Below are 22,413 nucleotides of genomic sequence, written 5' to 3'. Positions count from 1 at the left end.
GCCGGCATCACGCCCGCTTGCCCTCGAAAAACTCCTGCGCCTCGCTGTCTGCCTGCGCACCGCGTGATTGGGCTTTGTCCGCCTGCTCACCCTCCGCCGGTGCGCTGGCCGTTCCATCCGCCGCGCTGGCCCCGGGCACTTCCTGGTGTTCGTCGTCGGCCTCCCCGGCGGGGACTCCCGTCGTCGTCGCTGCAGCGCCAGCGCCAGCGGACGCTGCAACCAGGAAACTGCGGAACAGGAGGCCTGCAATGGCAGCTCCCACCACCGGCGCCGCCAGGAAAACCCACAGCTGTTCCAGCGCCCAGCCGGAACTGAAGATGGCGGAGGCAGCAGCCCGCGCCGGATTGAACGGCAGGTTGCCCACCGCCTGGCCCAGCTGCAGCAGGGCAGCGAAGGTCAGGCCAACGGCAACCGGGGCAGCGGCACCGCTGATGCGGTCGCGGGCGGCCGCACCCAGGAAGACGGCCACGATGATGGCAGCGCCCAGGACCTCAAGGAGCAGCACCGCTGCCAGTGGCGCAGAAATGATGGAGTGCTCGCCAAAACCGGCGGTGACCGTATCAAAAGCCGTCCGGCTGTCGGCGATGCCGGGAAGCGTGCGCAGTACCGCGTGCAGGGCCAGGGCGCCCACGGCGGCACCCGCCAGCTGTGCTGCGGCATAGGCAGCGGCTGCGCCGGCCCTGATCCGGCCGGCCAGGAGGTGGCCCAGCGTAATGGCCGGGTTGAAGTGGCCACCGGAAACGTGGCCGACGGCGAGCATCGCAGCCGTCACCGCAAGGCCTGCGGCGAGCGCCGCGGGCAGCGGGCTGGACTGCGGGATGCTGAAGAGGGGCACCCCGAGCCCGGCAACCGCAACGAAGAGGCTGCCGAAGCCCTCGGCAGCAAGCCTGGGCAGGAGCCCGGGCGGTGCAGCGTCCGGACTGCCTGCCGGCAGGTTGTCGTGTGGGGCTGGATCGGGCGTGCTCATGGGGGAACCTTCAGGTTGGTGTGTGGCGTACGGGGTGCTGCCGCCGGGCAACCCAAGCATTATTCCAGCCCAGACTGTGCGTTTGCTGGGCTGTGCTTCCACTGGGGTGTGCTTCTATCTGGCGTGTTTATTGGAACGGTACGTCTTGCTGGCAGGGCTGACGGCGCCTGTCCCCCGCCACGGTAAATTTACTGCATGAGCATCGAGACCCGCGCTTCCGCGCCCACCCTGAAGTCCCGCATCAACGGCTGCCTGCTGGGTGGCGCGCTGGGGGATTCTTTGGGGTACGCGGTGGAGTTCGACGCGATCGATGAGATCCGGCGCCGCTTCGGGGCGCAGGGCCTCACCGGTTTTGCGGAGCTTCCCGACGGCGCCCATTTCTCCGACGATACCCAGATGACCCTGTACACCGTGGACGGGCTCGTAGAAGCCCTCGAGTGGGCCAACTCGGGCGTCGGCGCGGACGTCAACGCCTGCCTGTGGCTGGCTTACCTGCGCTGGCTCGCCACGCAGGGTGAGGACGCTGGTCCGGCTGCACCCGCCCCGCAGCCACGCTGGATCGACGGAAACACGGTTCTCCACCAGCGGCGCCACCCCGGGAAGGCCTGCATCTCCGGACTGGCAACAGGAGAAATGGGAACCTCCGTGCGCCCCGTCAATCCCGACTCCAAGGGCTGCGGCACGGTGATGCGTTCTGCCCCGTTCGGACTGGTCCCGCACATCACGGCCGACGCCGTCTACAAGTTGAGTGCCGACGCCGCCTCACTGACGCACGGCCACCCGTCCGCCCGCCAAAGCGCCGGAATCTTCAGCCTCCTCATCCACCGCCTGGTCACCGGCGAAAGCCTGCAGGAGGCGGCCGCCGGCGTGGCCGCCCACGCCGCCACCCTCACCGATGTGGCGCCGGAGCTGCCGGAACGCCTTGCGGCAGCCCTCCGCCTGGCGGACAAGGGCCTTGTGGCGCCGGAAGAAGTTGTCAGCACCCTGGGCGAAGGGTGGGTGGCCGAGGAAGCGCTCGCCGTCGGACTCTATGCGGTCCTGGCCACCATCCCTGACCCGGCCGCCGGCGGCGGGGACCCCCTGCCTGTCCGTCACTTCCGTGCCGCGGTGGCCCTGGCTGTCAACCACAGCGGCGACAGCGACTCCACCGGATCGGTGGCCGGCAATATTTTGGGGGCCTACTACGGCGAGGACTGCCTGCCCGGCGAGTGGCTGGAAGCATTGGAAGCTCCGGAGGTCATCCGTGGCATGGCTGACCAGCTGGTGAAGGTCACAACCGGCGAAGGTTGATGTCGTTGCAGGCCTCGCAGACCTCCGCCGGAATAAGGCCGCGGCGCTGCAGGAGCCCGAAGATCGCGCACCCCAGGCAGAAGCCCAGGAACGCTTCCAGGGAGGCCGCGACGACCAGGATGCCCAGCACCGTCCATGCAGCCGGTACGGCTCCGGCAGCGTAGAGCAGCAAGGACGCGGTTGACACGAAGGCACCGATTCCCTGGGCAAACCGCTTGGGCGGGCCGGGGACCAGCTTCACCTTCCCCAGCCTGGGCGTGATGACTTTCACGGACAGAAGAGCCAGGGGCGAAATCCGCGGACCGAACAGCAGGCGCAGCCAGAAACCCGCGGCGATGGCCAGCAGCCCCCACACCGAGCCGGCCGCCGCGGTGAGCAGCGCCAAGAGGACAACCAGGCCGGCCGTGACGCGGGCGGCGTACTCATTGACGGGATTGGGGAACGCAAACAGGGACATGGTGCAAGGGTAGGAGCGGGCGGAAGGGCAGGGAAGGTTTATTGCGCCCCGTGAACCCGGCCGTGCCTGGCTGGCGGGGCAGCCAGGCACCAGGCAGCCCTACGCGGTGGCTCCCGCAAAGCTGCCCACCATCTGCAGGAATTCACCCTCGGACAGCACCTCGATCGACTGTCCGCGTTCATGGAGCTCCAGCACGCGGCGCGCCTTGCCCGTCAACCGGCCCGAGCGGAGATCTGAAGCCACAAAACCGTCACCCACCACCAGGACAGTGGTGCGGCCGGTCACCCGGCTTTCCGTGCGGGCGCCCACCTCGGCCGATCGCACCTTGGCTTCCGGGCGTCCGATGGAGAGCTGGCCCGTAAAAACCACGGTCTGCCCGAACAGCGGATGGCCGGGCTCGGCCTCCGGATTCGGGTCAGGATTGATCCCTTCCTCCGGCCAGCCGGACTGGAACGGCCGGACCAGCGCCGCGCCATTGGCAGAGGAGCCGGCGACGGCGGCGAGGCTGGCTTTGGACAGCGCGTCGACGGCCGGGTCGAACGCCTGTTGCCGGGGCATCACCAGGCCGAGCGAGAGGTAGAGCTCGGCGAGGCTGTTGGCACCGTTGCGCCGGGCGATGTCGATCAGGATGCCGGCGCAGGCGCGGGCGTCCTCCGCGGCGTCGTGGTGCTTGACCAGGGGCACACCGGCTTCCTCGGCGGCAAACGGCAGGGAGTTGGACACCAGCGAATAGCACCGCCGGGACAGCATCACGGTGCAGACATAGTCGTAGGCCGGCCCGGGAAGCCCCGACACCTCCAGGGCTGAGCGGATCACGCCGAGGTCGAACGCCGCATTGTGGGCGGCCAGCACGTCATCACCGATAAAGGCACCGATCTCGGCGAAGAGTTCGCCGAAGCGGGGCTGCCCGGCGACGTCGGCGGCGCTGATGCCGTGGATCCGGACGTTGTGGTAGTCGAAATGGTCGTGGTTCCGCGGGGGCCGCATCAGCCACGAGGCTTCCTCCACGATCCGTCCGCCCCGGACCTTGGTGAGTCCCACCGAGCAGGGCGAGCCCCGGAAGCCGTTCGCCGTCTCAAAGTCGATCGCAGTAAAGTCCAAACCCACGGCCCAACCTTACCGCCGGAAGCCGGCCAAACCTGTCAAGTACCCTTGAGGGGTGAACTTTCCTGTGATGAACGACCTCGCTGTGTCCATGCTGGGCGGGGCAGGACCGGTCCAGCCGCAGCTGGCCTCCTTCCTGCCCGACTGGCTGAACCCCCAGATCTTCCTGGCCGATCCTGCCCTCGCACCGTGGGTGGTCCTCCTTGTGTGCGGAATCGTCTTCGCGGAAACCGGCCTGCTGGTGGGGTTCTTCCTGCCGGGCGACTCCATGCTGTTCACCGCTGGCCTGCTCGTTGCAACGGACACCATCAAGTTCAACGTGTGGCTGTTCGCGCTGCTGATTGTGATTTCCGCCATCATCGGCAACCAGACGGGGTACCTGATCGGCTCCAAGGCCGGCCCCGCCATCTTCAACAAGCCCAACTCCCGCCTGTTCAAGCGTGAGAACGTGGAGAACGCGCACGCCTTCTTCGAAAAGCACGGCGGCAAGGCGCTGATCCTTGCCCGGTTCGTCCCCATCATCCGTACCTTTGTCCCGGTGATCGTGGGCGTGGCGCAGATGAACCGGAAGAAGTTCTTCCTGTACAACGTCATCGGCGCGGTGCTGTGGGGCGGCGGCGTTACCCTGCTCGGCTACCTCCTGGGCGACCGCATCCCGTGGGTCCGCGACAACCTCGACATCATCTTCATCGTCATCGTGCTGGTGTCGGTCCTGCCCATCGGCGTGGAGGTCCTCCGCGGCCTGTCCGCGAAGCGCCAGGCCGCGGCGTACGGCACCGACCCGGTGGACGAATTCATCGAGGAACACGCTCCGGAGGACGAGCAGAAGACGCCCCGCCTTCCGTAGTGACTGGATAAAAAAGGTGTGCTCCCCGGCCGGGGAGCACACCTTTTTCGTTCACCGGGCGGCCGGAATGTCAGGCCTTTGTTGCCTCCAGCGCTTCCACAATGGACGGCAGGAGCGCGCGGAACGCCTTGCCTCGGTGGCTGATGGCGTTCTTTTCCTCGGCGGAAAGTTCGGCGCAGCTGCGGTGCTCGCCGGCGGGCTGCAGGACGGGATCGTAGCCGAATCCTCCCGCGCCGCGGGGCTCGCGGAGCAAGACGCCCTCCAGCTGCCCGTACTCCACCACCTCGCGCCCGGGCGAACCGTCCACCGCGGGCACGGCAAGGGCTGCCGCGCACACGAACGCCGCGCCGCGGTGCTGGTCCGGAACATCGGACAGCTGGTTGAGCAGGAGCGCCAGGTTGGCCGCGTCGTCGCCGTGGCTGCCGGACCAGCGGGCGGAAAAGATGCCGGGCGCTCCGCCCATCACGTCCACGGCGAGGCCCGAGTCGTCGGCGATCGCAACGAGTCCCGTGGCCTGCGCGACGGCGCGGGCCTTCAGCAGTGAATTCTCCGCGAACGTCACGCCTGTTTCGACGACGTCGGGGGCACCAGCCGCCGCAGCGTCCACCACCTGCGTGTCGACGTCGAGCCCCGGAACCTGCCCCCGCAGCAGCTCACGCAGCTCCCGGAGTTTGCCCTTGTTGTGCGTGGCGAGGACCAGCCGCGGGGCGGCGCCTGCGGCGCTCACAGCGTGTCGGTCAGGGTTTCGCGCTGGATGGCCGCGAGCTGGGTGGTGCCCAGCAGTGCCAGGTCAAGGAGCTGGTCCAGCTCGGCCCGGTCGAAGGGCGCACCCTCGGCGGTTCCCTGGACCTCCACGAACTTTCCTGAGCCGGTGACCACCACGTTCATGTCGGTTTCGGCGCGGACATCCTCGACGTAGGGCAGGTCCAGCATGGGGACGCCGTCGATGATTCCCACCGATACCGCGGCAATGGTGTCGATGAGGGGCTGTGCGTTCCTTGCGATCAGCTTGTTGTCGCGGGCGAAGCGGATGGCGTCGGCCAGCGCCACATACGCGCCGGTGATGGCGGCCGTGCGGGTTCCGCCGTCGGCCTGGAGGACGTCGCAGTCAAGCACAATGGTGTTCTCGCCCAGGGCCTTGGTGTCGATGATGGAGCGCAGGGACCGGCCGATGAGCCGGGAAATTTCGTGGGTACGGCCGCCGATCTTACCCTTCACGGATTCGCGGTCGGAGCGGGTGTTCGTTGCGCGCGGCAGCATGGCGTACTCGGCGGTGACCCACCCCCGGCCCTCCCCCTTCAGCCAGCGGGGGACGCCGGCGGTCAGCGAGGCGGTGCACAGGACCCTGGTGTTGCCGAATTCGATCAGTGCCGATCCCTCAGCCTGGTTGGACCATCCGCGGGTGATACTGATGGGCCGGAGCTGGTCCGGGGCGCGGCCGTCGGCGCGCACGATGGGCACTGCAGTTGCTTCAGAAGTCATGCCTTTAGCTTATCCACTGCAGGTGGCGCCGGCCGCTGCCGGGAGCCCGGACCCCGCCGGACAACCTAGATGGTGTAATGCACTCCGGCAACGGCCACCGCAACGTCCCCGCCAAACACCGGCCGCGCCTCGGCCATCACGGTGGTCTGGGACGTCCACACGGGAATGTGGGTCAGCAGGAGGCGTCTGGCGCCTGCCGCGGCGGCGGCCTCCCCGGCGCGCTTGCCCGTCAGGTGGACGTCCTTGATGCCGTCATCCCGGCCTTCCTCGAAGGCAGCCTCGCAAAGGAAAAGGTCGGCGTCCTTGGCCGCTTCCTCGAGTCCGGCGCAGGAGTCCGTGTCGCCGGAATAGGTCAGGACGCGGGAGATTTGGTTGCCGTCTTTGTCCGGCTCCACCACCTCGACGCGGAGTGCGTAGCACTCCTCGATGGGGTGGTTGACCGCGAACGGCGTGACGGTGAACGGTCCCACGGTCACGGGCTGCCGCTCGGCCCAGTTGGTGAAGTCGAATTCCTCGTGCATCCCCGGGTCGAGGTCCAGGCCGTACGCGGTGGCCATCCGGTCCGCCGTGGCCGCCGGCCCCCAAACGGGGATCCGGTCGCGGCCCCAGCCGCCCGGCTTCCACCGGACCGCTACGTGCAGGCCGCAAAGGTCCATGCAGTGGTCCGGGTGGAGGTGGGTCAGGAAGATCGCGTCGATGTCCTCAAGGTCCGTGTAGCGCTGGATGGCACCGAGCGCACCGCTGCCCAGGTCCATGACAACCTTCCAGGTCCGTTCGCCGTCGGTGGCGGTCAGCAGGTAGCACGACGCCGGCGAGCCGGGGCCGGGAAACGAACCGGTGCAGCCTACGATGGTCAGCTTCACAGGGCGGAACCTCCGGAGCGGCCGGCATCCGCGAAGCCGGTGTCCACGAAGTTGGAGATCCGGGGGCGGTTCCGGGCGGCCTGCGCGGCGGCAATCATTTCCGGGGTGATCCGCGCCAGGCTTCCGGTGGGGTACTGCGCTGCCACATGGTCGACGTGGCGGACGGACAGCACCTCGGGGCCCAGGAACCGCCTGGCCAGGGCCTCGAACTGGGCGGCGTCGCCGGTGGCCACGAAGTGGTGTTCGGGCGGCGTCCCGGCCGTCCGTTGCAGGTCATGGGTGGCCAGGGCCCGGTACACGTCCTTTGCGGTTTCCTCGGCGCTGGACACCAGGGTGACGTCGGCGCCCATGACGTAGGAGATGACGCCGGTCAGCAGTGGGTAGTGTGTGCAGCCCAGCACCACGGTGTCCACTTCGGCGGTCTTTAGCGGCGCCAGGTATTCCTCCGCGACGGCCAGCAGGGCGGGCCCGGTGGTGATGCCCGCTTCCACATAGCTGACGAACTCGGGGCAGGCAACGGACGTGATGGCGAGGTCCGGAGCGGCTGCGAACGTGTCCTCGTAGGCGCGTGAGCCGATGGTCGCGGACGTCCCGATCACGCCCACGCGTCCCGTGCGGGTGGCCGCCACGGCCCGGCGGACGGCAGGCTGGATGACTTCGATGACCGGGATGCCGTACTTGGCCGTGTACCGTTCGCGGGCGTCACGGAGCACAGCGGCCGACGCCGAGTTGCAGGCGATGGTCAGCAGCTTGACGCCGGAGTCCACCAGTTCGTCCATCACGCCCAGGGCATTCGCCCGGACTTCGGCGATGGGCAGGGGGCCATAGGGCCCGTGGGCGGTGTCCCCCACATAGAGGATGGACTCGTTGGGGAGCTGGTCGATGATGGAGCGGGCCACGGTAAGGCCCCCTACACCGGAATCGAAGACGCCGATGGGGCGTGCTTCCAGGGCGGCGGCCGGGAGGCCGCCGGCTGCGGAGGCCTGTTCAGCTGCCGCTGACGGGTCCATGCTCGAGGCTGTTGTCATGATTATTCGAGGATAGGTGCTCGCTGAAGCGTCAGCCATCATCTTGTGGCCCGCGACTCATGTCTAATTTGTCACAGGGCCGGCAAGGACGGTGGCGGGCACCCCTCAACGGCGGCTTTCAAGCGACTGCAGCATGGCCTGGACCAGCGATTCCTGCAGCCAGGTGGCGAAGTTATAGACCAGGGCCAGGTAGCTTTCCACGTCCTCGGCCTGGGACCAGTCCTGCATCAGGTGGACGTGCTCGGCGTCCTCCTCATCCCGGATGTCCAGGCGTTCGGCCAGCACCAGCCGGACGTCGTTCAGCGCCATTGACCAGTGCTTGGCCCCCTCGGGCGTCAGCACGATCTCCTCTTTGTCCAGATCCAGCGCGGCGGCCCGCAGGGCCCCGATCTTCGTCTCGCGCAGGGACCGCTCGGTGAGCTGGCGGAACTCAAGGGACGCGGCGCCGTCGTCCTTCACAACGTTGGGCAGGAGGCGCTTGACCGCACGGTCGGACGGCTCAGCCACGTCCATGTCCAGGCCAATGAGCGCAGCCAGGGGATCCTGGCCGGTACGGTCCTCCGGCTGCAGCATGGAAATGACGTCATCGATCAGGCTCCGCAGCAGCTCCCGCTCAGCCGGTTCGAGGTACCCCGTGATGCCTTTCAGCCCGTTCTTGAATGCCTTAGCCACGTTTCCCCTTGCCCTGGCCCGGTCCGCCGGACTTCCCTGAGTTGCCGCCGGGACCGCCGCTGGCTTTTTCCACGGTGGCCCACAGCCCGAAGCCGTGCATGGCTACGGCGTGCCGTTCCACCTGTTCCTTGCTGCCGTGGGTCACGATCGAACGGCCCTTCTTGTGGACCTCCATCATGAGCTTGTTCGCTTTGCTCTCGGAGTAGCCGAAGTAGCTTTGGAACACGTAGCTGACGTAGCTCATGAGGTTGACGGGATCGTTCCAGATCACCAGGTTCCAGGGGATGTCCGGTGCGGTCAGGGAATCTGTGGATTCCGCTGTTCCGGTCCGGGTGCCCTCCTGCGTATCAGGGCCGAGCGCAACGCTTAAGGTCATCTGTCCATTCTAAGGGGGAGGATGGGCACACGCCGGGTGGGCCCACGACGGCGAGGGCCCCGCGGCGAAGCGAAGCGAGACGTGGGAGCCGGTGGGGACTAGAGTGAATTTCGTGAGTACCTCTGCCGGCTGGGACCATCCCCGCACGTCCTTTTACACTGACCACTACGAGCTGACCATGCTGCAGGCATCACTCCATTCGGGCGCCGCGCACCGCAAATCGGTATTTGAGGCGTTCGCCCGCCGGCTCCCCGACGGCCGGCGCTACGGCATCGTGGCCGGGACGGGCCGGCTCCTGGAAGGCATCGCCAACTTCCGCTTCGGTGAGGCCGAGCTGGAGTTCCTGGAGCGCACCAACGTGGTGAACCGCCAGACACTGGAGTACCTGGCGTCCTACCGTTTCTCCGGCGACATCTGGGGCTACGCCGAGGGCGAAGCGTACTTTCCCAACTCCCCCATCCTGATCGTCGAGGCAACGTTCGCCGAGGCCTGCATGCTGGAGACCTATCTCCTGTCCGTCCTTAATCACGACAGCGCCATCGCTTCCGCCGCCTCCCGCATGGTCAGCGCAGCGCACGGCCGGCCGTGCATCGAGATGGGTTCCCGGCGCACCCATGAGGAAGCGGCTGCGTCCGCCGCGCGCGCCGCCGTCATCGCCGGATTCGACAGCACCTCCAACCTGGAAGCCGGTATCCGCTACGGCATCAAGACTGTAGGCACCGCAGCCCACTCCTTCACCCTCCTGCACGACACCGAACGGGACGCCTTCGAGGCACAGCTTGCCGCGCTCGGCGAGGGCACGTCCCTCCTGGTGGACACGTACGACGTCGAAACGGCCGTCCGTACGGCCGTGGACCTGGCAGGTTCCCGGCTGGGCGCCGTACGGCTGGATTCCGGCGACCTGGTGGACCAGGCCCAGTGGGTGCGCCGGCTCCTGGACGACCTCGGCAACGAGAACACCAAGATCGTGGTCACCTCCGACCTCGATGAATATGCGATCGCCGCCCTGCAGTCCGCCCCGGTGGATTCCTACGGTGTGGGCACGTCCCTGGTGACCGGTTCCGGCGCGCCCACCGCGAGCATGGTCTACAAGCTGGTCAGCCGCACCGACGATGACGGGGACTTCGTCTCCGTCGCCAAGGCCGCCAAGAACAAGGCCAGCGTGGGCGGGCGCAAGTACGCGCTGCGCAAGCTGGACGAACGGGGCATTGCCACCGCCGAGATCGTGGGCGTCGGCCGCCGCCCGGAGGATGACGGCAATGACCGGTCGCTGCTGCAGCAGTTCATGAAAAACGGCGAGCTGCTGCCGGGATGGACCGGACACGAAGGCGTACTCCGTGCGCGCCGGCGCCACGCTGATTCGATGGCCGAACTGCCGCCGGTGGTTAACCGCCTGCAGCGCGGCGAGGCTGCCATCCCCACCATCTACGAGGAGAACTGATGTCGCGTGCGCTGATCATCGTCGATGTCCAGAACGATTTCTGCGAGGGAGGCTCGCTCGCCGTCGAGGGCGGTGCAGCGGTAGCCGGCGCCATCAGCGACTATGTGGACGCCCACCACAACGAGTTCGACCACATCGTGGCCACCCAGGACTGGCACATCGATCCCGGCGACCACTTCTCGGAGAACCCTGATTTCAAGGACAGCTGGCCGCCGCACTGCGTGGCCGGCACCCGCGGCGCCGAGCTCCATCCGGATCTGGATACGGAATACATCCAGGCGTACTTTCAAAAGGGCCAGTATGCCGCAGCGTATTCCGGCTTCGAGGGGCTCCTGGCTCCCGAGGACGCCGTGCCCACCGGAGAGCGCCAGCCCGGCGCCCTGCCCGGCGGCGACGATGTGGACAGGTTCGCTCCCGACGAGGACGCCATCGGCCTGGACGACTGGCTGCAGAGCCATGACGTGGAGGACGTTGTGGTGGTGGGCATCGCCACCGACTACTGCGTGATGGCCACGTCCCTCGACGCCGTCCAGGCCGGCTATGCAGTCACCGTGATCCGTTCCCTGACTGCGGGAATAGCCGGGGACCTCGAGGAGGCCGTGGCGGAGATGGAGCTTGGCGGCGTGGACGTCGCCTGACGCCGGCCTCCCGACAGCCAAGTGCAATAAGCAGGACATAGCGGTGGCCCGGGTGCTCAGCACCCGGGCCACCGCTATTGCATCACCGCTATTTCCGGCCGATGAACCAGTCCTGGAGCTTCCGCAAACGCGACTGCAGCTGCTCCTCGTTGGCCTGCGCCACGGGCGGACCGCCGCACACGGTGCGCAGTTTGGTATGGACCACGCCGTGCGGCGTACCGGTCCGGGCGGACCAGGCTGCCACGTTCTTGGCCAGCTCGTTCCGCAGGTCCATCAGCATCCGGTGATCGGGGACAGCCGGGGCCTGGCTTTCCGCGGCCGCGGCGGGCGCCTTCCGGTTCTTCCGGTTCAGCTGCTCGTGCTGCCGCTGGCGCAGGAGCGTGCCCACCTGCTCTGCATCGAGCAGGCCGGGGATACCCAGGAAGTCCATCTCGTCGTCGGACCCCACCTCGCCGCCGGTGCCGAACTCGCCGCCGTCGAAAAGCACCCGGTCAAACGACGCCTGCGAGTCCAGGGCCTCGAACTTGCCCTTGGTGAGGCTGTCGGAGGCCTTGTCCTCGCGGTTGGCCTCCGCCATCAGCGAGTCTTCCGGGTTGAACAGGCCGTCGCCGTCCTCCTTCTCGGGGCGGTCCAGGGCATGGTCCCGCTCCGCTTCCATGGAGTTGGCCAGCGCCATCAGCTGCGGGACGGACGGCAGGAAGACCGACGCCGTCTCGCCCCTTTTGCGGGCACGCACGAAGCGGCCCACGGCCTGGGCGAAGAACAGCGGCGTGGACGTCGAGGTGGCATAGACCCCGACGGACAGCCGCGGGACGTCCACGCCTTCGGACACCATGCGGACGGCCACCATCCAGCGTGTTTCCCCCGCCGAGAACTCCTCGATCTTGCTCGAGGCCTTGGCGTCATCGGAGAGGATCACCGTGGGCGACTGGCCCGTGATCTTCTTCAGCTGCCCTGCGTAGGCACGCGCATCCTCGTGGTCCGTGGCAATGACCAGGCCACCGGCGTCGGGAACGGTGCGGCGCACCTCACTGAGGCGCTTGTCGGCCCCGGCCAGGACGGCCGGAATCCACTCGCCGGCAGGGTTCAATGCCGTCCGCCACGCGTGGGAGGTGATGTCCTTGGTCACCGCGGCCTCGCCCAGCGACGCTGCCATCTCCTCGCCGGCGCTGGTGCGCCAGCGCATCTGTCCGGAGTAGGCCATGAACATCACGGGCCGGACCACGTGGTCCCGCAGCGCGTTCCCGTAGCCGTACGTGTAGTCAGCCTTTGAGCGGCGGATGCCATCCCGGTCCTCGGCGTATTCCACGAAGGGGATGGGCGAGGTGTCCGAACGGAACGGGGTACCCGTCAGGGACAGCCGGCGCACCGCAGGGTCGAAGGCCTCGCGCAGGCCGTCGCCCCAGGACAGTGCCTCACCGCCGTGGTGGATCTCGTCCAGGATCACCAGGGTGCGTGCAGCTTCGGTCTTGGCCCGGTGCAGCAGGGGCTTGCTGGCCACCTGGGCGTACGTAACGGCAACCCCGATGAAGCCGCGGCCGTGCTGGCCGTCGGAGTTCTTGAAGTTGGGGTCGATGGCGATGCCCACCCGGGCCGCCGCGTCCGCCCACTGCCTCTTGAGGTGGTCCGTGGGCGCCACGATGGTCACCCTGTTGACGGCGCCGGACTCGATGAGCGTGGACGCCACCCGCAGTGCGAAGGTGGTCTTACCGGCGCCGGGGGTGGCTACCGCCAGGAAATCCCGGGGGTTGTTCCGCAGGTAGAGGTCGAGTGCTTCCTGCTGCCAGGCACGGAGTTTCGGGGCGGTTCCCCAGGCTGCACGTTCCGGATAAGCCGGAGGCAGGGTGGGGCCGCCAAAGAGTGTTTCCGTCACTATTTGTTGTTGCCTGAGTCCCCTCCGGGACCCTTGCCGCCGTCATTGCCCGGGCGGAGGCCGTCGTAGACCTCTTTGCACATCGGGCACACCGGGAACTTCTTCGGATCCCGGCCCGGCGTCCAGACCTTGCCGCACAGGGCGATGACGGGTTCACCGGTCAGCGCGGACTCCATGATCTTTTCCTTGCGCACATAATGCGCAAAGCGCTCCCGGTCGCCCGGCTCCACCTCCTGGCGCAGTTCCTCGCGCTCGATGGTGGCTGTGGACGTTCCAGCCCCGGAAAGCTCGCGCATCGGGTCGTTTTCGAGAGGGTCCGTCATGCTAGTCATGCCTACCATCTTAGCCGTTCCGGGGAACAGGCGTTCGACGGCGGCGCCGCCGTGGCGCCGTCCCGAACCTCCCGCCGTCGTGCGTTGCAGCCCTGCTCCAGTCAGGAATTTGGGGCGCTACAGGCCTTGCCAGGCGGGCTTGTTGTCATAGGTGTGCCGGTAAAAATCGGCAAGCTTCAGCGCCGAGGCCGCCGCTTCGTCCAGCAGGACGGTGGCGTGGGGATGGAACTGCAGCACCGAGGCCGGGCAAATGGCCGAGACAGGGCCCTCCACGAAGTCGCGCACGGCCTGGGCCTTCTGCGCGCCGGTGGCGAGCAGGATCACATGCCGCGCCTCCATGATGGTTCCCAGCCCCTGCGTGAGGACATGGTGCGGGACCTCGGCCAGGCTGTTGAAGAACCGGGCGTTGTCACGGCGTGTCTGCTCGATCAGGCTCTTGATCCGGGTGCGGGAGGCAAAGGAGGACCCGGGCTCGTTGAAGGCGAGGTGGCCGTCGGTACCCACGCCCAGGAGCTGCAGGTCAACGCCGCCGGCGGCCGCGATGGCTTCCTCATAGGCCTGGCACGCGGCGGGGATGTCCTGCGCCGTCCCGTCAGGTCCGTGGACGTTCTCCGGAGCGATGTTGACCCGGTTGGTGAATTCGCGCCGGATCACCTCCCGGTAGGACTCGGGGTGACCGGCGGGCAGGCCCACGTATTCGTCGAGGGTGAACGCGGAGGCCTGGCTGAAGTCCAGGCCGCCCTCGTGCCGGTCGGCCAGCTCGTCGTAGACCGGCAGCGGCGAGGAACCCGTGGCGAGGCCCAGCACGGCGTTGGTCTTATGCCGGACCAGGTCCTCGATGGCGTCCGCCGCCAGCTTTCCAATCTGCTTGCTGCTGCCCAGGATGACGATTTCCATGCTGTTTCCTCCCCTGCCGTGACGGTTTACGTCAGCGGTTGACGGCCACCTGGGCCAAAAGCTCCGGGCCGCGCGCGTCAAGCCATTTTCCGCCCAGCCGCACGCCCACCACAAACAGGACAAGGCCCAGGACGCTTCCCACCGCGAGGTTGATCCAGCCGAAGACGCTGTTTCCCGTCACCAGCTGTGCGATCAGCAGTGCGGCCTCGGGCAACACCAGGACCAGCAGGACCAGCATTCCGCCGAACTGCACAGCCAGTGTCTGCCCCACGTTGCCGGGCGGCTTCTTGAAGGGGCTGTCCCCTGGCAGCGGAACGGCCACGGTATAGCGCGCCGACACGACGGAGGCCAGCCCCAGGCCCGTAAAGAGGATCCCCAGGCTCAGCCCGAGCTGGCCCGGCAGCCCGGACCAGTCACCGGTGAATGCCGAATGGCCCACGGCGAACACGAGCACCACGGGGAGGGCGAACGCCAGGCAGGCAAGTGCGCGGCCCAGCCGGTCCGCCACTCCCCGGACGCCCGTTGCCACGTGCAGGGCGAAGGCGGTGTTGTCATAGGAGACGTCGGCAGAGATGGACCAGGCAAGGATGAAGGCGGACAGGGGGGCAAGGACAGCAAGGCTGGAGAAGTCACCCGTCTGGGCCCCCTGGAATCCCAGCACCACGGGCAGCAGCGGGATGACCACGAGGGACCCGGAGTAGCGCGGGTCGCGGAACCAGTAGGTCAGCGACCGTGCCATCACCGCGCCGGCCGGTACCGCCGGCAGGAGTCCCAGGAGCCCCAGTTTGCCGCCCTTGCGCTTGCCGCTGCCGGCAGAGGGCGGCGTGACGAGGGCACGTTCCAGCAGGAGCTTCCAGCACCATGTCAGGGCAGCGAGCGCGGCAACGGAGACCAGGAGCTTCAGCGCCGCCGGCCCAAACTGGCCGGCATGGACATCACCGGCGAGGGACCACGGCGCGCCCAGCGGAGTCCAGGACAATGTCTGTGCGAATTCCGGCAGGAACCCTGTGGACGCCGAGATTCCCTGGCCCACTCCCGCCACGATCGGCCCCATCAGGACCAGCGGCACCATAAACGCGATGGCACTGACGTCCTTGAAGCGCCGGGAGGCGGCAAGGCTGGCGGTGGCCGTGGTCACCACCTTGGCGAGCACAACGCAGGTGAGGACTCCCAGCGCAGCTCCCAGCAAGGCGGCGAGGGCGGGCAGTACACCCCGGAACCAGGTCACCACCGTGGACAGGGCCACCAGTGCCGTGGCCAGGCCCGGAATGCCGATCAGTCCGCCCAGGGCAAGCCCCGCCAGCATCTGCTTCATGGGTATGGCGAAGGTGGTGAAGCGGGCCGGGTCCAGGGTCATGTCGGTGGCGGAAGCCACCACCGGGATGATTCCCCAGCCAAGGACAGCGGCTGACCCGCCGAGGACCACGGCGGTCTGTGCGAGTTCGGGGTCGGCCGTTCGCAGCAGGACCAGGGCCACCACCAGCGTTGCGATAATGCCCAGCGCATAGAGTCCCGCAAAAGCCATGCCTACCAGCTGCCACGGGCTGCGCCGGAGGCCGTTGCGCAGCAGGGTCAGCTTCAGCCTCAGAAGGTGCGCAACCATTCCAGCCCTTCCGTGTGGCTGCGGCCGCCCACCAGCTGGACGAACCGGTCTTCGAGGGATGCACCGCCGCGGACTTCATCCACGGTGCCGGCAGCCAGCAGCCGGCCGCCCGCCACCACGGCCACGTGGTCGCACATCCGCTGGACCAGGTCCATCACGTGGCTGGACACGATCACGGTGCCGCCGGACGCCACGTAGCTGTCCAGGATGGAGCGGATGTTGGCCGCGGACACCGGATCCACGGCTTCGAAAGGTTCGTCGAGGACCAGCAGGCGCGGCGCGTGGATCAAGGCGGAGGCGAGAGCGATTTTTTTGGTCATGCCGGCTGAATAGTCCACCACCAGCGTTCCGGCGTCCTGCGACAGGTCCATGGCGGCCAGCAGCTCGCCCACCCGGGATGCCACGACGTCCTTCTGCATGCCCCGCAGGAGGCCGGCGTAGGTAATCAGCTGCTCGCCCGTCAGCCGGTCGAACAGCCTGACGCCGTCGGGCAGGATGCCCATGAGCTTCTTGGCTTCCAGTGGCCGGGTCCAGACGTCCACGCCGTGCACCACTGCCGTGCCGAAGTCAGGACGCAGGAGCCCGGTGGCCATGGACAGCGTGGTGGTCTTGCCGGCACCGTTTGGTCCCACGATGCCGAAGAAGGAGCCGGCCGGAACATCCAGGCTGATGCCGTCCACCGCGATTTTTTCGCCAAACCGTTTGGCAAGGCCCCGGATGGACAGGGCCGCCACGGGCCCTGGTTGCGGTGCCGGGTCAGGTATCGGAGCGCTCATGAAGCCAGACTAGCCCTCACCATCCGGTCCGGGGGTCCTCCCGCAGGAGTAGCAAAAAAGGCGTACGAAGGGATCCGTTGCTGATGCCTCCGAAGCGCGCGCTGCTACCGCACTTTCCGGATACGGATGGGGCCTTTGGCGGTGGAGGGATCAACCACCGAGCCGCCCTGGGTGATCTGCACCTCGCCTGCGTCAACCAGCCGGCGCGCGGCCCGCCGGGCAGGCTCCATGAGGTCGCGCCAGTTTTCGTCGCCCACGGCACGTGCTGCGTCCGACGGGCAGATGGTGGACGACGCCGCCCTGGCCGCCAGGAGCTCCAGGATCGCGGCTTCGAGTTTCTGCCCTGCCGGGTCGCCAGGGGCTTGTGCCCCGTCGGGCTGCCGGTCCGTCATCATCCACGCACCAACTAGAACGTGCGCCTCGGCAGGGCCCGCTCGTACTGCGGGGCCCACGGAATGTCATGGCCCAGCTCGAAGGCCGCACGCAGCCACCAGTGCGGGTCCCGGAGCGCTGCCCGTGCGATGAGGACCGCATCGGCCTGGCCCGTGGCGATGGCGTGCTCGGCCTGGCCTGCCGACGTCAACAGGCCAACCGTTCCGGTGGGAATACCCGCTTCCTCCCGGATGGCGGCGGAGAACCCGGTCTGGTACCCCGGCCGGGGTGTGATGCTTTGGTGGGCCACCGCTCCCCCGCTGGAAACGTCGATCAGGTCCACGCCCCGGGCGGCGGCTTCGCGGGCAAGGCGGACCGATGCCGGCAGGTCGATGCCGCCCTCTGCCCAGTCGGTAGCGGAGATCCTCAGCAGCAGCGGCATCGAGTCCGGGATGACCGCCCGCACGGCATCGACGACGGCCAGCATCAGGCGGTTGCGGCCGGTTTCGTCACCGCCCCATTCATCGTCCCGCAGGTTGGCCAGCGGGCTTTGGAACTGGTGCAGCAGGTAACCATGGGCACCGTGGATCTCCACCGTGTCAAAGCCCGCCTCAACGGCGCGCACGGCCGCCGCGGCAAAATCGGAGATCACTTCCTGGATCTGTTCCGCCATCATGGCGGCGGGAGCGGCATACCCCTCAAACGCCAGCGGCGACGGCCCCAGAGTGGTCCAGCCGCCGTCGGATACGGGGACGCTGCCGTGCTTGCCGGAGAAGGGCCACCACGTGGATGCCTTACGGCCGGCATGCGCCAGCTGGGCTCCGATTTTGGCGCCTGCCGCTCCGTGCCGGTGCACGAACGTGGTGATTCGCTGCCACGCTTCCGCCTGGGCGTCGTTGTACAGGCCGGCGTCGCGTGGGCTGATGCGGCCTTCGGGACTCACGGCGGACGCCTCGGCGAGGATCAGCGCCGCACCGCCGGCGGCAAAGGAACCCAGGTGCATCAGGTGCCAGTCGTTGGGCACGCCGGGGGCGGCGTCGGGGTCGCAGCTGTACTGGCACATGGGCGACACCCAGCCGCGGTGCTGAAGCTCGAGTGAGCGCAGCTTCAGCGGCTCGAAAAGCGCCGGCACTAGAAGAGGACCCTCGCGAGGGCCTGCCGCGCCTTGCCGACGCGTTCGTCCGATGCCCCCACCACGTCGAAGAGTTCCAGGAGCCGGACCCGCGCAGTCTCGCGTTCAGGGCCGAAGTTCCTCCCGATGAACGCCACCAGGCGGTTCAGCGCGTCCTCCACGTGCCCGCCTGCCACGTCCAGGTCGGCAACGCCCAGCTGGGCCTCCACGTTGTCCGGCTCGTCGGCGGCCAGCGTACGGAGCGCCTCACTGTCCTGGGCGGACAGGGGCTGCAGCCTCGCCATGAGCTCAACCTGGGCAAGCCCGGCCTTGGCGTCATGGTCCGACGGCATCTCGTTCAGCGCCTGCCGGTAAAAACCGGCGGCAGCCTCGTAGTCGCCGGCCTCGATGGCATCGAAGGCGGCCTGGTGCAGGGGCGGCAGCGGTGCGGGCTCCGGTTCCCCCGCGGCACCTGCGTTCAGGCTGCCGGTCACGCCGTTTGCGGCAGCCACCTTCAACAGTTCGTCGAAGAGGCTGCGCACCTGCTGCTCGTCCGCACTGCCCTGGAAGAGCGGCACAGGCTGTCCCTTCAGGACCGCGACGGCGGTGGGAACGGCCTGCACCTGGAACGCCTGGGCCAGTTGCGGGAAGGCGTCGATGTCTGCGGCCCCGAGGACCAGCCGGCCGCCGTAGCTTGCCACCACGCGGTCCAGGGTTTCCAGCATGCCGGTGGATTCCGGCGAGTACGGGGCCCACAGTGCAAAGACCACGGGCACCTGCGCGGACAGTTCCACGAGCTGCTGGAAGTTGGCTTCGGTGACGTCGACCCTCAGCTCGGGCCCGCCGGCCTGCGCCCCCTCCGGCCCGTTCCCGGCCGGCGCGCCTGTCCCGGCAGGTACTCCGGTTGCGGCCGGCGCTGCAGGGCGCTGTTTCAAGGTGGAAAGGTCGACGGCGCCACGCAGGTTAAGCAGGCTGGCAGCGGCTGGAGGGACAGGGCGGGAAGCTGGCGAACTCATGCTTTCCACTTTAGCCACTCCGGCCGCTGCCGGAAGTACTGCGGTAGTCGGGTTACTTGAAGCTGGCCCCCACCAGGCCGCGGGTTGCCGCGACGAGCTTCATGGGATCGGTCGATCCTGCCGGCGGAACATACACCGCCATGGATTCGGCGAAGCTGAGCACCATTCCGGTGGTGGTTTCCTTGCCGCCGGCAAGGGCTGCGGCGTCGTCCCCGATGGTCAGTTTGTCGCCGGCCGCCTTGGGCGTCCCTTCGAAGCTGAAGTTGATCCGGCCCAGGACCAGCGCGCCGCCGTCTTCGGTCCGGAAGACAACCGTGCTTTCCGGAGCCACCTTGTGGGTGAAGGAGAAGTTGCCGTTCTCGCCGGCCTTGACCACTTCAGCCTGGTAGGACAGCGTGTCAGCGATGTACGGCGAGGACTCGCCTTCCACCAGCTTGTCCTTGAAGGCCGAGTCTGGGGTGGTCAGGCGGTCTGCCAGCCCCGAAAGGGCTTCTTCGCCGCTGTACAGGAGCCCCGTCTTGTCCCCGGCTGCCAGGGTGTCGGTTCCCGTGCGGCTGATCGTGGGGAAGGTGGTGCCGGGCTGGAGCGGACTGGTTTCCATCAGCTTGTAGTTCTCGCGGGGGGACTGCTGGACCAGGGTCAGCAGCTGCGGGACCACATTGCCGTCGCCCTGCGTGACGGCCAGCACCGAGCGGGGCCAGTCGCGGTCACTGGTGACAACCGTGGTGAGCAGCTTGGTGGACCGTACCGGCATCCGGGCCTCGTAGGAACCCACCTGCGAGCGGATCTTGTAGTTCTGGGTGCGGACCTCCAGTTCCGTGCCGGCCACGCGCTCGCTGAGCTGTGCAGCATCCTTGGCCGCATCGCCGGCGTCGGCAGCGCTGGAAACCTGTTCCAGGATGCGCCGGAACTGGGCGTCCAGCAGGACCGGGGACGCAGCCTCTTCCTGCGCGGCGGACGATGAGGAGCCGGAGGGCTCGGGGGCGGGTGTCGCGGCGTTCGCGGCAGTACCGGTACCCGCCAGGACAGCTGCGGTGATACCGGCGGCCACCATGCTGGCGCGCGACGCCGTCCGGGCCTCGCTCTTGGCACGGGCACGCTGGGCGAAGCCGCTGCCCGCGCCGTCGCCTCCGCCTTCACCGTTGGGCTTGCGGGCCGAGAGCAGCGCCAGCGCAATGCCGCCGAGGATCAGCAGGGAGCCCAGGACGATCAGCGGGATGGCCCAGGGAGTGGAGGTGTCGTTCGGGAACGTCATGGACACGGAGGCGGGAGCAGCCTTGGTGCCGTCGGACGCGAGCAGGAGGGTCCAGTCGCCGTCAGCCGGAGGGGTCCAGGAGTACTCCAGTTCGCCGCTGGCGTTCTCGGTGGAAACCCAGAGATCCGAGCCGGCCGGGTTGGGTGCCGTGGCTTCGCCGTCGGCATGCTCCACCTGCAGCGACTTGCCGTCCTCGGAAACGCCGCTGATGGTGTTGTGGGCTGCCTGGCCCACCCACGCGTCCACGTCATCGGGACGGCCGGCGGCGAGCATGAAGTTCCCGTCACCTTCGATGGTGATCTTGACGGTGCCGCCGTGAAGGGTGCGCAGATTCTGGTCAATGACGGTCAGCGGCGCCTCCGCGGCATCGGCCGGCGCGGACGCCGTGAAGGTCTCGGAGGGGGCCCAGATGGTTCTCTGGCCGATGCCGGCCAAAAGTGTCAGGAGGCCGAGCAGCACGAGTGCGACTGCAGTCTTTAAACGCAAGGGAACACCTATCATCAGCGGGGGTTTACCTTCAATAGTAACCGTTTTGTTACCACGGCCCCGGATGGACGGCCCGTGAGCCGCCCGCAGCAGGCCCGGGCGGCGGCTCCTCCGCGGCTATTGACAAGGCGGCTGATAGTGTTTGCGATGATCATCACACCGGCCCGCCGACGCGGTGCCACGCACGGAACAGGCCCGAAAAACCAGTGACTGACAAGACGGACGAGTCCTCCGCGGCAGACGGGAATCCTCGAAGCCAGGAGCCTCCGGCTGCCGTCCCCCCGGGACCCGAAGCTGTGCGCCGGAAAGGCTCCGCGGCGTCCGCCCTTGGCCTGGTGGCCCGGCGGCTTCGCCAGCCGCTGCCGGGTGCGCAGCCGAGGCTCCGGTTCGAAATGCCGCCTGAGTACGTCCAGGAGCACCAGGCCGGCGAGGATGAAGCTGACCTTGACAGCGAGGTGCGGCCGCAGTTCGGCCGCCCGGGCCCCCGGATGTCGCCGCAGCACCCCCTGTACCTCGGGTTCATGGGAACGGTGGGCGTGGGGCTTGCCCTGCTCGTGTACTGGATCGGCTCCAACACCACGCAGCTGCTGCTGTGGATCGTGGCGGCGCTGTTCATCGCCCTCGGCCTGGAACCGGTGGTGGGCTGGCTGGAGAACCGCAAAATCCCCCGCCCGGCCGGCATCCTGGTCTCGGTCACCGTGCTGATCAGCGCCGTCGTCGGTTTTTTCGCCACCCTGATCCCCACCATCGTGGAGCAGGTGACGGAAATCGTGGAGCAGGCACCGGTCTGGATCCGGGACTTCATCGACTCCGAGTTTTTCCGCAGCCTTGATGACCAGTTCGGGGTGCGGGACCGCGTGTCCGAAGAGCTGGACAAGTTCGTCAACGACCCCGCCGCGGTGGGCGGGATCTTCGGCGGCGTGGTGGGCTTTGGATCCACAGTTGCCAACGGCCTGTTCGGCACCCTGATTGTGCTGGTCCTGAGCCTGTATTTCCTGGCCGCGCTGCCTGCCATGAAGAAATGGGGATACCGGCTGGCCCCGCGCTCCCGCCGCAACCGGGTGGAGGCCCTGTCCGAGGAAATCACCCGTTCAGTGGGCAACTACGTGATTGGACAGGCCTGCGTGGCACTGCTCAACGCCACGTTCGCCTTCATCGTGATGTCCATCGTGGGCATCCCGTTCGCCCTGCTGCTCGCGTTCGTGGTTGCCCTGCTCGCGTTCATCCCCCTGGTGGGCGGCATGATCGCAGGCATTGTGGTGCTGCTCGTCTCGCTGACGGAGGGCTGGCAGACCGCCGCAATCTACGGCATCTGCTACTTCGCGTACCTGCAGTTCGAGGCCTACTTCATCTCGCCGCGCATCATGCAGAAGGCCGTGGCAGTGCCCGGTGCCGTTGCCGTCATTTCCGTCATCGCCGGCGGCAGCCTCCTGGGCGTCCTGGGCGCCCTGATCGCCATCCCCACGGCAGCCGCCGTCCTGCTGCTGATCCGGGAGATCTACATCGTCAGGCAGGACCAGCACTAGC

The 22,413-nt window shown here is 67.9% G+C and carries 23 protein-coding genes; 5 read left to right on the top strand and 18 right to left on the bottom strand.

Translation table 11 applies throughout. The features are described 5' to 3' along the window. Nucleotides 1–7: 7 nt before the first annotated feature. Nucleotides 8–967 (bottom strand): aquaporin, encoded by a 960-nt coding sequence (locus DXK94_RS14345; protein ID WP_115525484.1) that lies wholly within the window; start codon nucleotides 965–967, stop codon nucleotides 8–10. 195 nt (nucleotides 968–1,162) lie between these two features. On the opposite strand from DXK94_RS14345, the gene DXK94_RS14340 reads away from it, so the two are divergent. Beyond that, the gene (locus DXK94_RS14340) at nucleotides 1,163–2,257 is read left to right on the top strand and encodes an ADP-ribosylglycohydrolase family protein (RefSeq protein ID WP_115525483.1); all 1,095 of its coding nucleotides are present in this window, start codon (nucleotides 1,163–1,165) and stop codon (nucleotides 2,255–2,257) included. Here the strand turns inward: DXK94_RS14340 and DXK94_RS14335 are convergent. Next, the gene (locus tag DXK94_RS14335; protein ID WP_115525482.1) at nucleotides 2,238–2,714 is read right to left on the bottom strand and encodes a DUF4395 domain-containing protein; all 477 of its coding nucleotides are present in this window, start codon (nucleotides 2,712–2,714) and stop codon (nucleotides 2,238–2,240) included. The genes DXK94_RS14340 and DXK94_RS14335 overlap by 20 nt on opposite strands. Before the next feature lie 99 nt (nucleotides 2,715–2,813). After that, nucleotides 2,814–3,821, bottom strand: a complete 1,008-nt coding sequence (locus DXK94_RS14330; RefSeq protein WP_115525481.1) for an exonuclease domain-containing protein — start codon at nucleotides 3,819–3,821, stop codon at nucleotides 2,814–2,816. Nucleotides 3,822–3,888: 67 nt separating this feature from the next. Here DXK94_RS14330 and DXK94_RS14325 point away from each other — a divergent pair, with 67 nt between their 5' ends. Next, nucleotides 3,889–4,665, top strand: a complete 777-nt coding sequence (locus DXK94_RS14325; RefSeq protein WP_079597756.1) for a DedA family protein — start codon at nucleotides 3,889–3,891, stop codon at nucleotides 4,663–4,665. Between the two features lie 70 nt (nucleotides 4,666–4,735). On the opposite strand, the gene rdgB is transcribed toward DXK94_RS14325, so the two are convergent. The 6 genes from rdgB to clpS all read right to left on the bottom strand — a co-directional run bounded on the left by rdgB (nucleotide 4,736) and on the right by clpS (nucleotide 9,086). Next, entirely contained in the window at nucleotides 4,736–5,392 is a 657-nt protein-coding gene (gene rdgB, locus DXK94_RS14320) for an RdgB/HAM1 family non-canonical purine NTP pyrophosphatase (RefSeq protein WP_115525480.1), read from the bottom strand. Then, the gene (rph, locus tag DXK94_RS14315) at nucleotides 5,389–6,147 is read right to left on the bottom strand and encodes a ribonuclease PH (RefSeq protein WP_115525479.1); all 759 of its coding nucleotides are present in this window, start codon (nucleotides 6,145–6,147) and stop codon (nucleotides 5,389–5,391) included. Before rph ends, rdgB begins: the two co-directional genes overlap by 4 nt. Nucleotides 6,148–6,212: 65 nt before the next feature. Beyond that, nucleotides 6,213–7,010, bottom strand: a complete 798-nt coding sequence (locus DXK94_RS14310; RefSeq protein ID WP_079597698.1) for an MBL fold metallo-hydrolase — start codon at nucleotides 7,008–7,010, stop codon at nucleotides 6,213–6,215. Continuing rightward, nucleotides 7,007–8,020, bottom strand: a complete 1,014-nt coding sequence (gene murI / locus DXK94_RS14305; RefSeq protein ID WP_115525478.1) for a glutamate racemase — start codon at nucleotides 8,018–8,020, stop codon at nucleotides 7,007–7,009. Before murI ends, DXK94_RS14310 begins: the two co-directional genes overlap by 4 nt. Nucleotides 8,021–8,143: 123 nt before the next feature. Further along, nucleotides 8,144–8,710 (bottom strand): DUF2017 domain-containing protein, encoded by a 567-nt coding sequence (locus DXK94_RS14300; RefSeq protein WP_079597696.1) that lies wholly within the window; start codon nucleotides 8,708–8,710, stop codon nucleotides 8,144–8,146. Beyond that, nucleotides 8,703–9,086: an ATP-dependent Clp protease adapter ClpS gene (gene clpS / locus DXK94_RS14295; protein WP_079597695.1), complete on the bottom strand. Its 384-nt coding sequence runs from the start codon at nucleotides 9,084–9,086 to the stop codon at nucleotides 8,703–8,705. Before clpS ends, DXK94_RS14300 begins: the two co-directional genes overlap by 8 nt. A 112-nt stretch (nucleotides 9,087–9,198) precedes the next feature. On the opposite strand from clpS, the gene DXK94_RS14290 reads away from it, so the two are divergent. Together DXK94_RS14290 and DXK94_RS14285 are read left to right on the top strand one after the other, a co-directional pair. Then, nucleotides 9,199–10,527, top strand: a complete 1,329-nt coding sequence (locus DXK94_RS14290; protein ID WP_079597754.1) for a nicotinate phosphoribosyltransferase — start codon at nucleotides 9,199–9,201, stop codon at nucleotides 10,525–10,527. Continuing rightward, nucleotides 10,527–11,165: an isochorismatase family protein gene (locus DXK94_RS14285; RefSeq protein WP_079597694.1), complete on the top strand. Its 639-nt coding sequence runs from the start codon at nucleotides 10,527–10,529 to the stop codon at nucleotides 11,163–11,165. The genes DXK94_RS14290 and DXK94_RS14285 overlap by 1 nt, the downstream gene beginning before the upstream one ends. An 88-nt stretch (nucleotides 11,166–11,253) precedes the next feature. Here DXK94_RS14285 and DXK94_RS14280 read toward each other — a convergent pair whose 3' ends face one another. The 9 genes from DXK94_RS14280 to DXK94_RS14240 all read right to left on the bottom strand — a co-directional run bounded on the left by DXK94_RS14280 (nucleotide 11,254) and on the right by DXK94_RS14240 (nucleotide 20,901). After that, complete coding sequence (locus DXK94_RS14280) at nucleotides 11,254–13,038, bottom strand: DEAD/DEAH box helicase (RefSeq protein WP_079597693.1); 1,785 nt, start codon at nucleotides 13,036–13,038, stop codon at nucleotides 11,254–11,256. Beyond that, nucleotides 13,038–13,379, bottom strand: coding sequence for a DUF3039 domain-containing protein (locus tag DXK94_RS14275; protein ID WP_079597692.1), 342 nt, complete (start codon nucleotides 13,377–13,379; stop codon nucleotides 13,038–13,040). The genes DXK94_RS14280 and DXK94_RS14275 overlap by 1 nt, the downstream gene beginning before the upstream one ends. 108 nt (nucleotides 13,380–13,487) lie before the next feature. Beyond that, on the bottom strand, nucleotides 13,488–14,267 hold the full coding sequence (gene nagB / locus DXK94_RS14270) for a glucosamine-6-phosphate deaminase (protein WP_115525477.1): 780 nt from the start codon (nucleotides 14,265–14,267) through the stop codon (nucleotides 13,488–13,490). Nucleotides 14,268–14,298: 31 nt separating this feature from the next. Continuing rightward, complete coding sequence (locus DXK94_RS14265) at nucleotides 14,299–15,870, bottom strand: transporter (RefSeq protein WP_115525476.1); 1,572 nt, start codon at nucleotides 15,868–15,870, stop codon at nucleotides 14,299–14,301. Continuing rightward, nucleotides 15,852–16,646, bottom strand: a complete 795-nt coding sequence (locus DXK94_RS14260) for an ABC transporter ATP-binding protein (protein ID WP_115525475.1) — start codon at nucleotides 16,644–16,646, stop codon at nucleotides 15,852–15,854. Before DXK94_RS14260 ends, DXK94_RS14265 begins: the two co-directional genes overlap by 19 nt. Before the next feature lie 104 nt (nucleotides 16,647–16,750). Continuing rightward, on the bottom strand, nucleotides 16,751–17,041 hold the full coding sequence (locus DXK94_RS14255; protein WP_258868558.1) for a DUF3253 domain-containing protein: 291 nt from the start codon (nucleotides 17,039–17,041) through the stop codon (nucleotides 16,751–16,753). Nucleotides 17,042–17,052: 11 nt separating this feature from the next. Further along, nucleotides 17,053–18,150, bottom strand: a complete 1,098-nt coding sequence (locus DXK94_RS14250) for an NADH:flavin oxidoreductase/NADH oxidase (protein ID WP_115525473.1) — start codon at nucleotides 18,148–18,150, stop codon at nucleotides 17,053–17,055. Then, complete coding sequence (locus DXK94_RS14245; RefSeq protein ID WP_115525472.1) at nucleotides 18,150–19,145, bottom strand: tetratricopeptide repeat protein; 996 nt, start codon at nucleotides 19,143–19,145, stop codon at nucleotides 18,150–18,152. The genes DXK94_RS14250 and DXK94_RS14245 overlap by 1 nt, the downstream gene beginning before the upstream one ends. A gap of 52 nt (nucleotides 19,146–19,197) precedes the next feature. After that, entirely contained in the window at nucleotides 19,198–20,901 is a 1,704-nt protein-coding gene (locus tag DXK94_RS14240; RefSeq protein ID WP_181884840.1) for a hypothetical protein, read from the bottom strand. A 191-nt stretch (nucleotides 20,902–21,092) separates the two neighbouring features. On the opposite strand from DXK94_RS14240, the gene DXK94_RS14235 reads away from it, so the two are divergent. Then, nucleotides 21,093–22,412, top strand: coding sequence for an AI-2E family transporter (locus DXK94_RS14235; protein WP_079597684.1), 1,320 nt, complete (start codon nucleotides 21,093–21,095; stop codon nucleotides 22,410–22,412). Nucleotide 22,413 lies beyond the last annotated feature (1 nt).

Source organism: Arthrobacter sp. RT-1, assembly GCF_003367205.1.
Classification (GTDB): domain Bacteria; phylum Actinomycetota; class Actinomycetes; order Actinomycetales; family Micrococcaceae; genus Arthrobacter.
The sequence above is the reverse complement of the archived record's forward strand: the minus strand, read 5'-3'. Positions and strand labels throughout refer to the sequence as shown.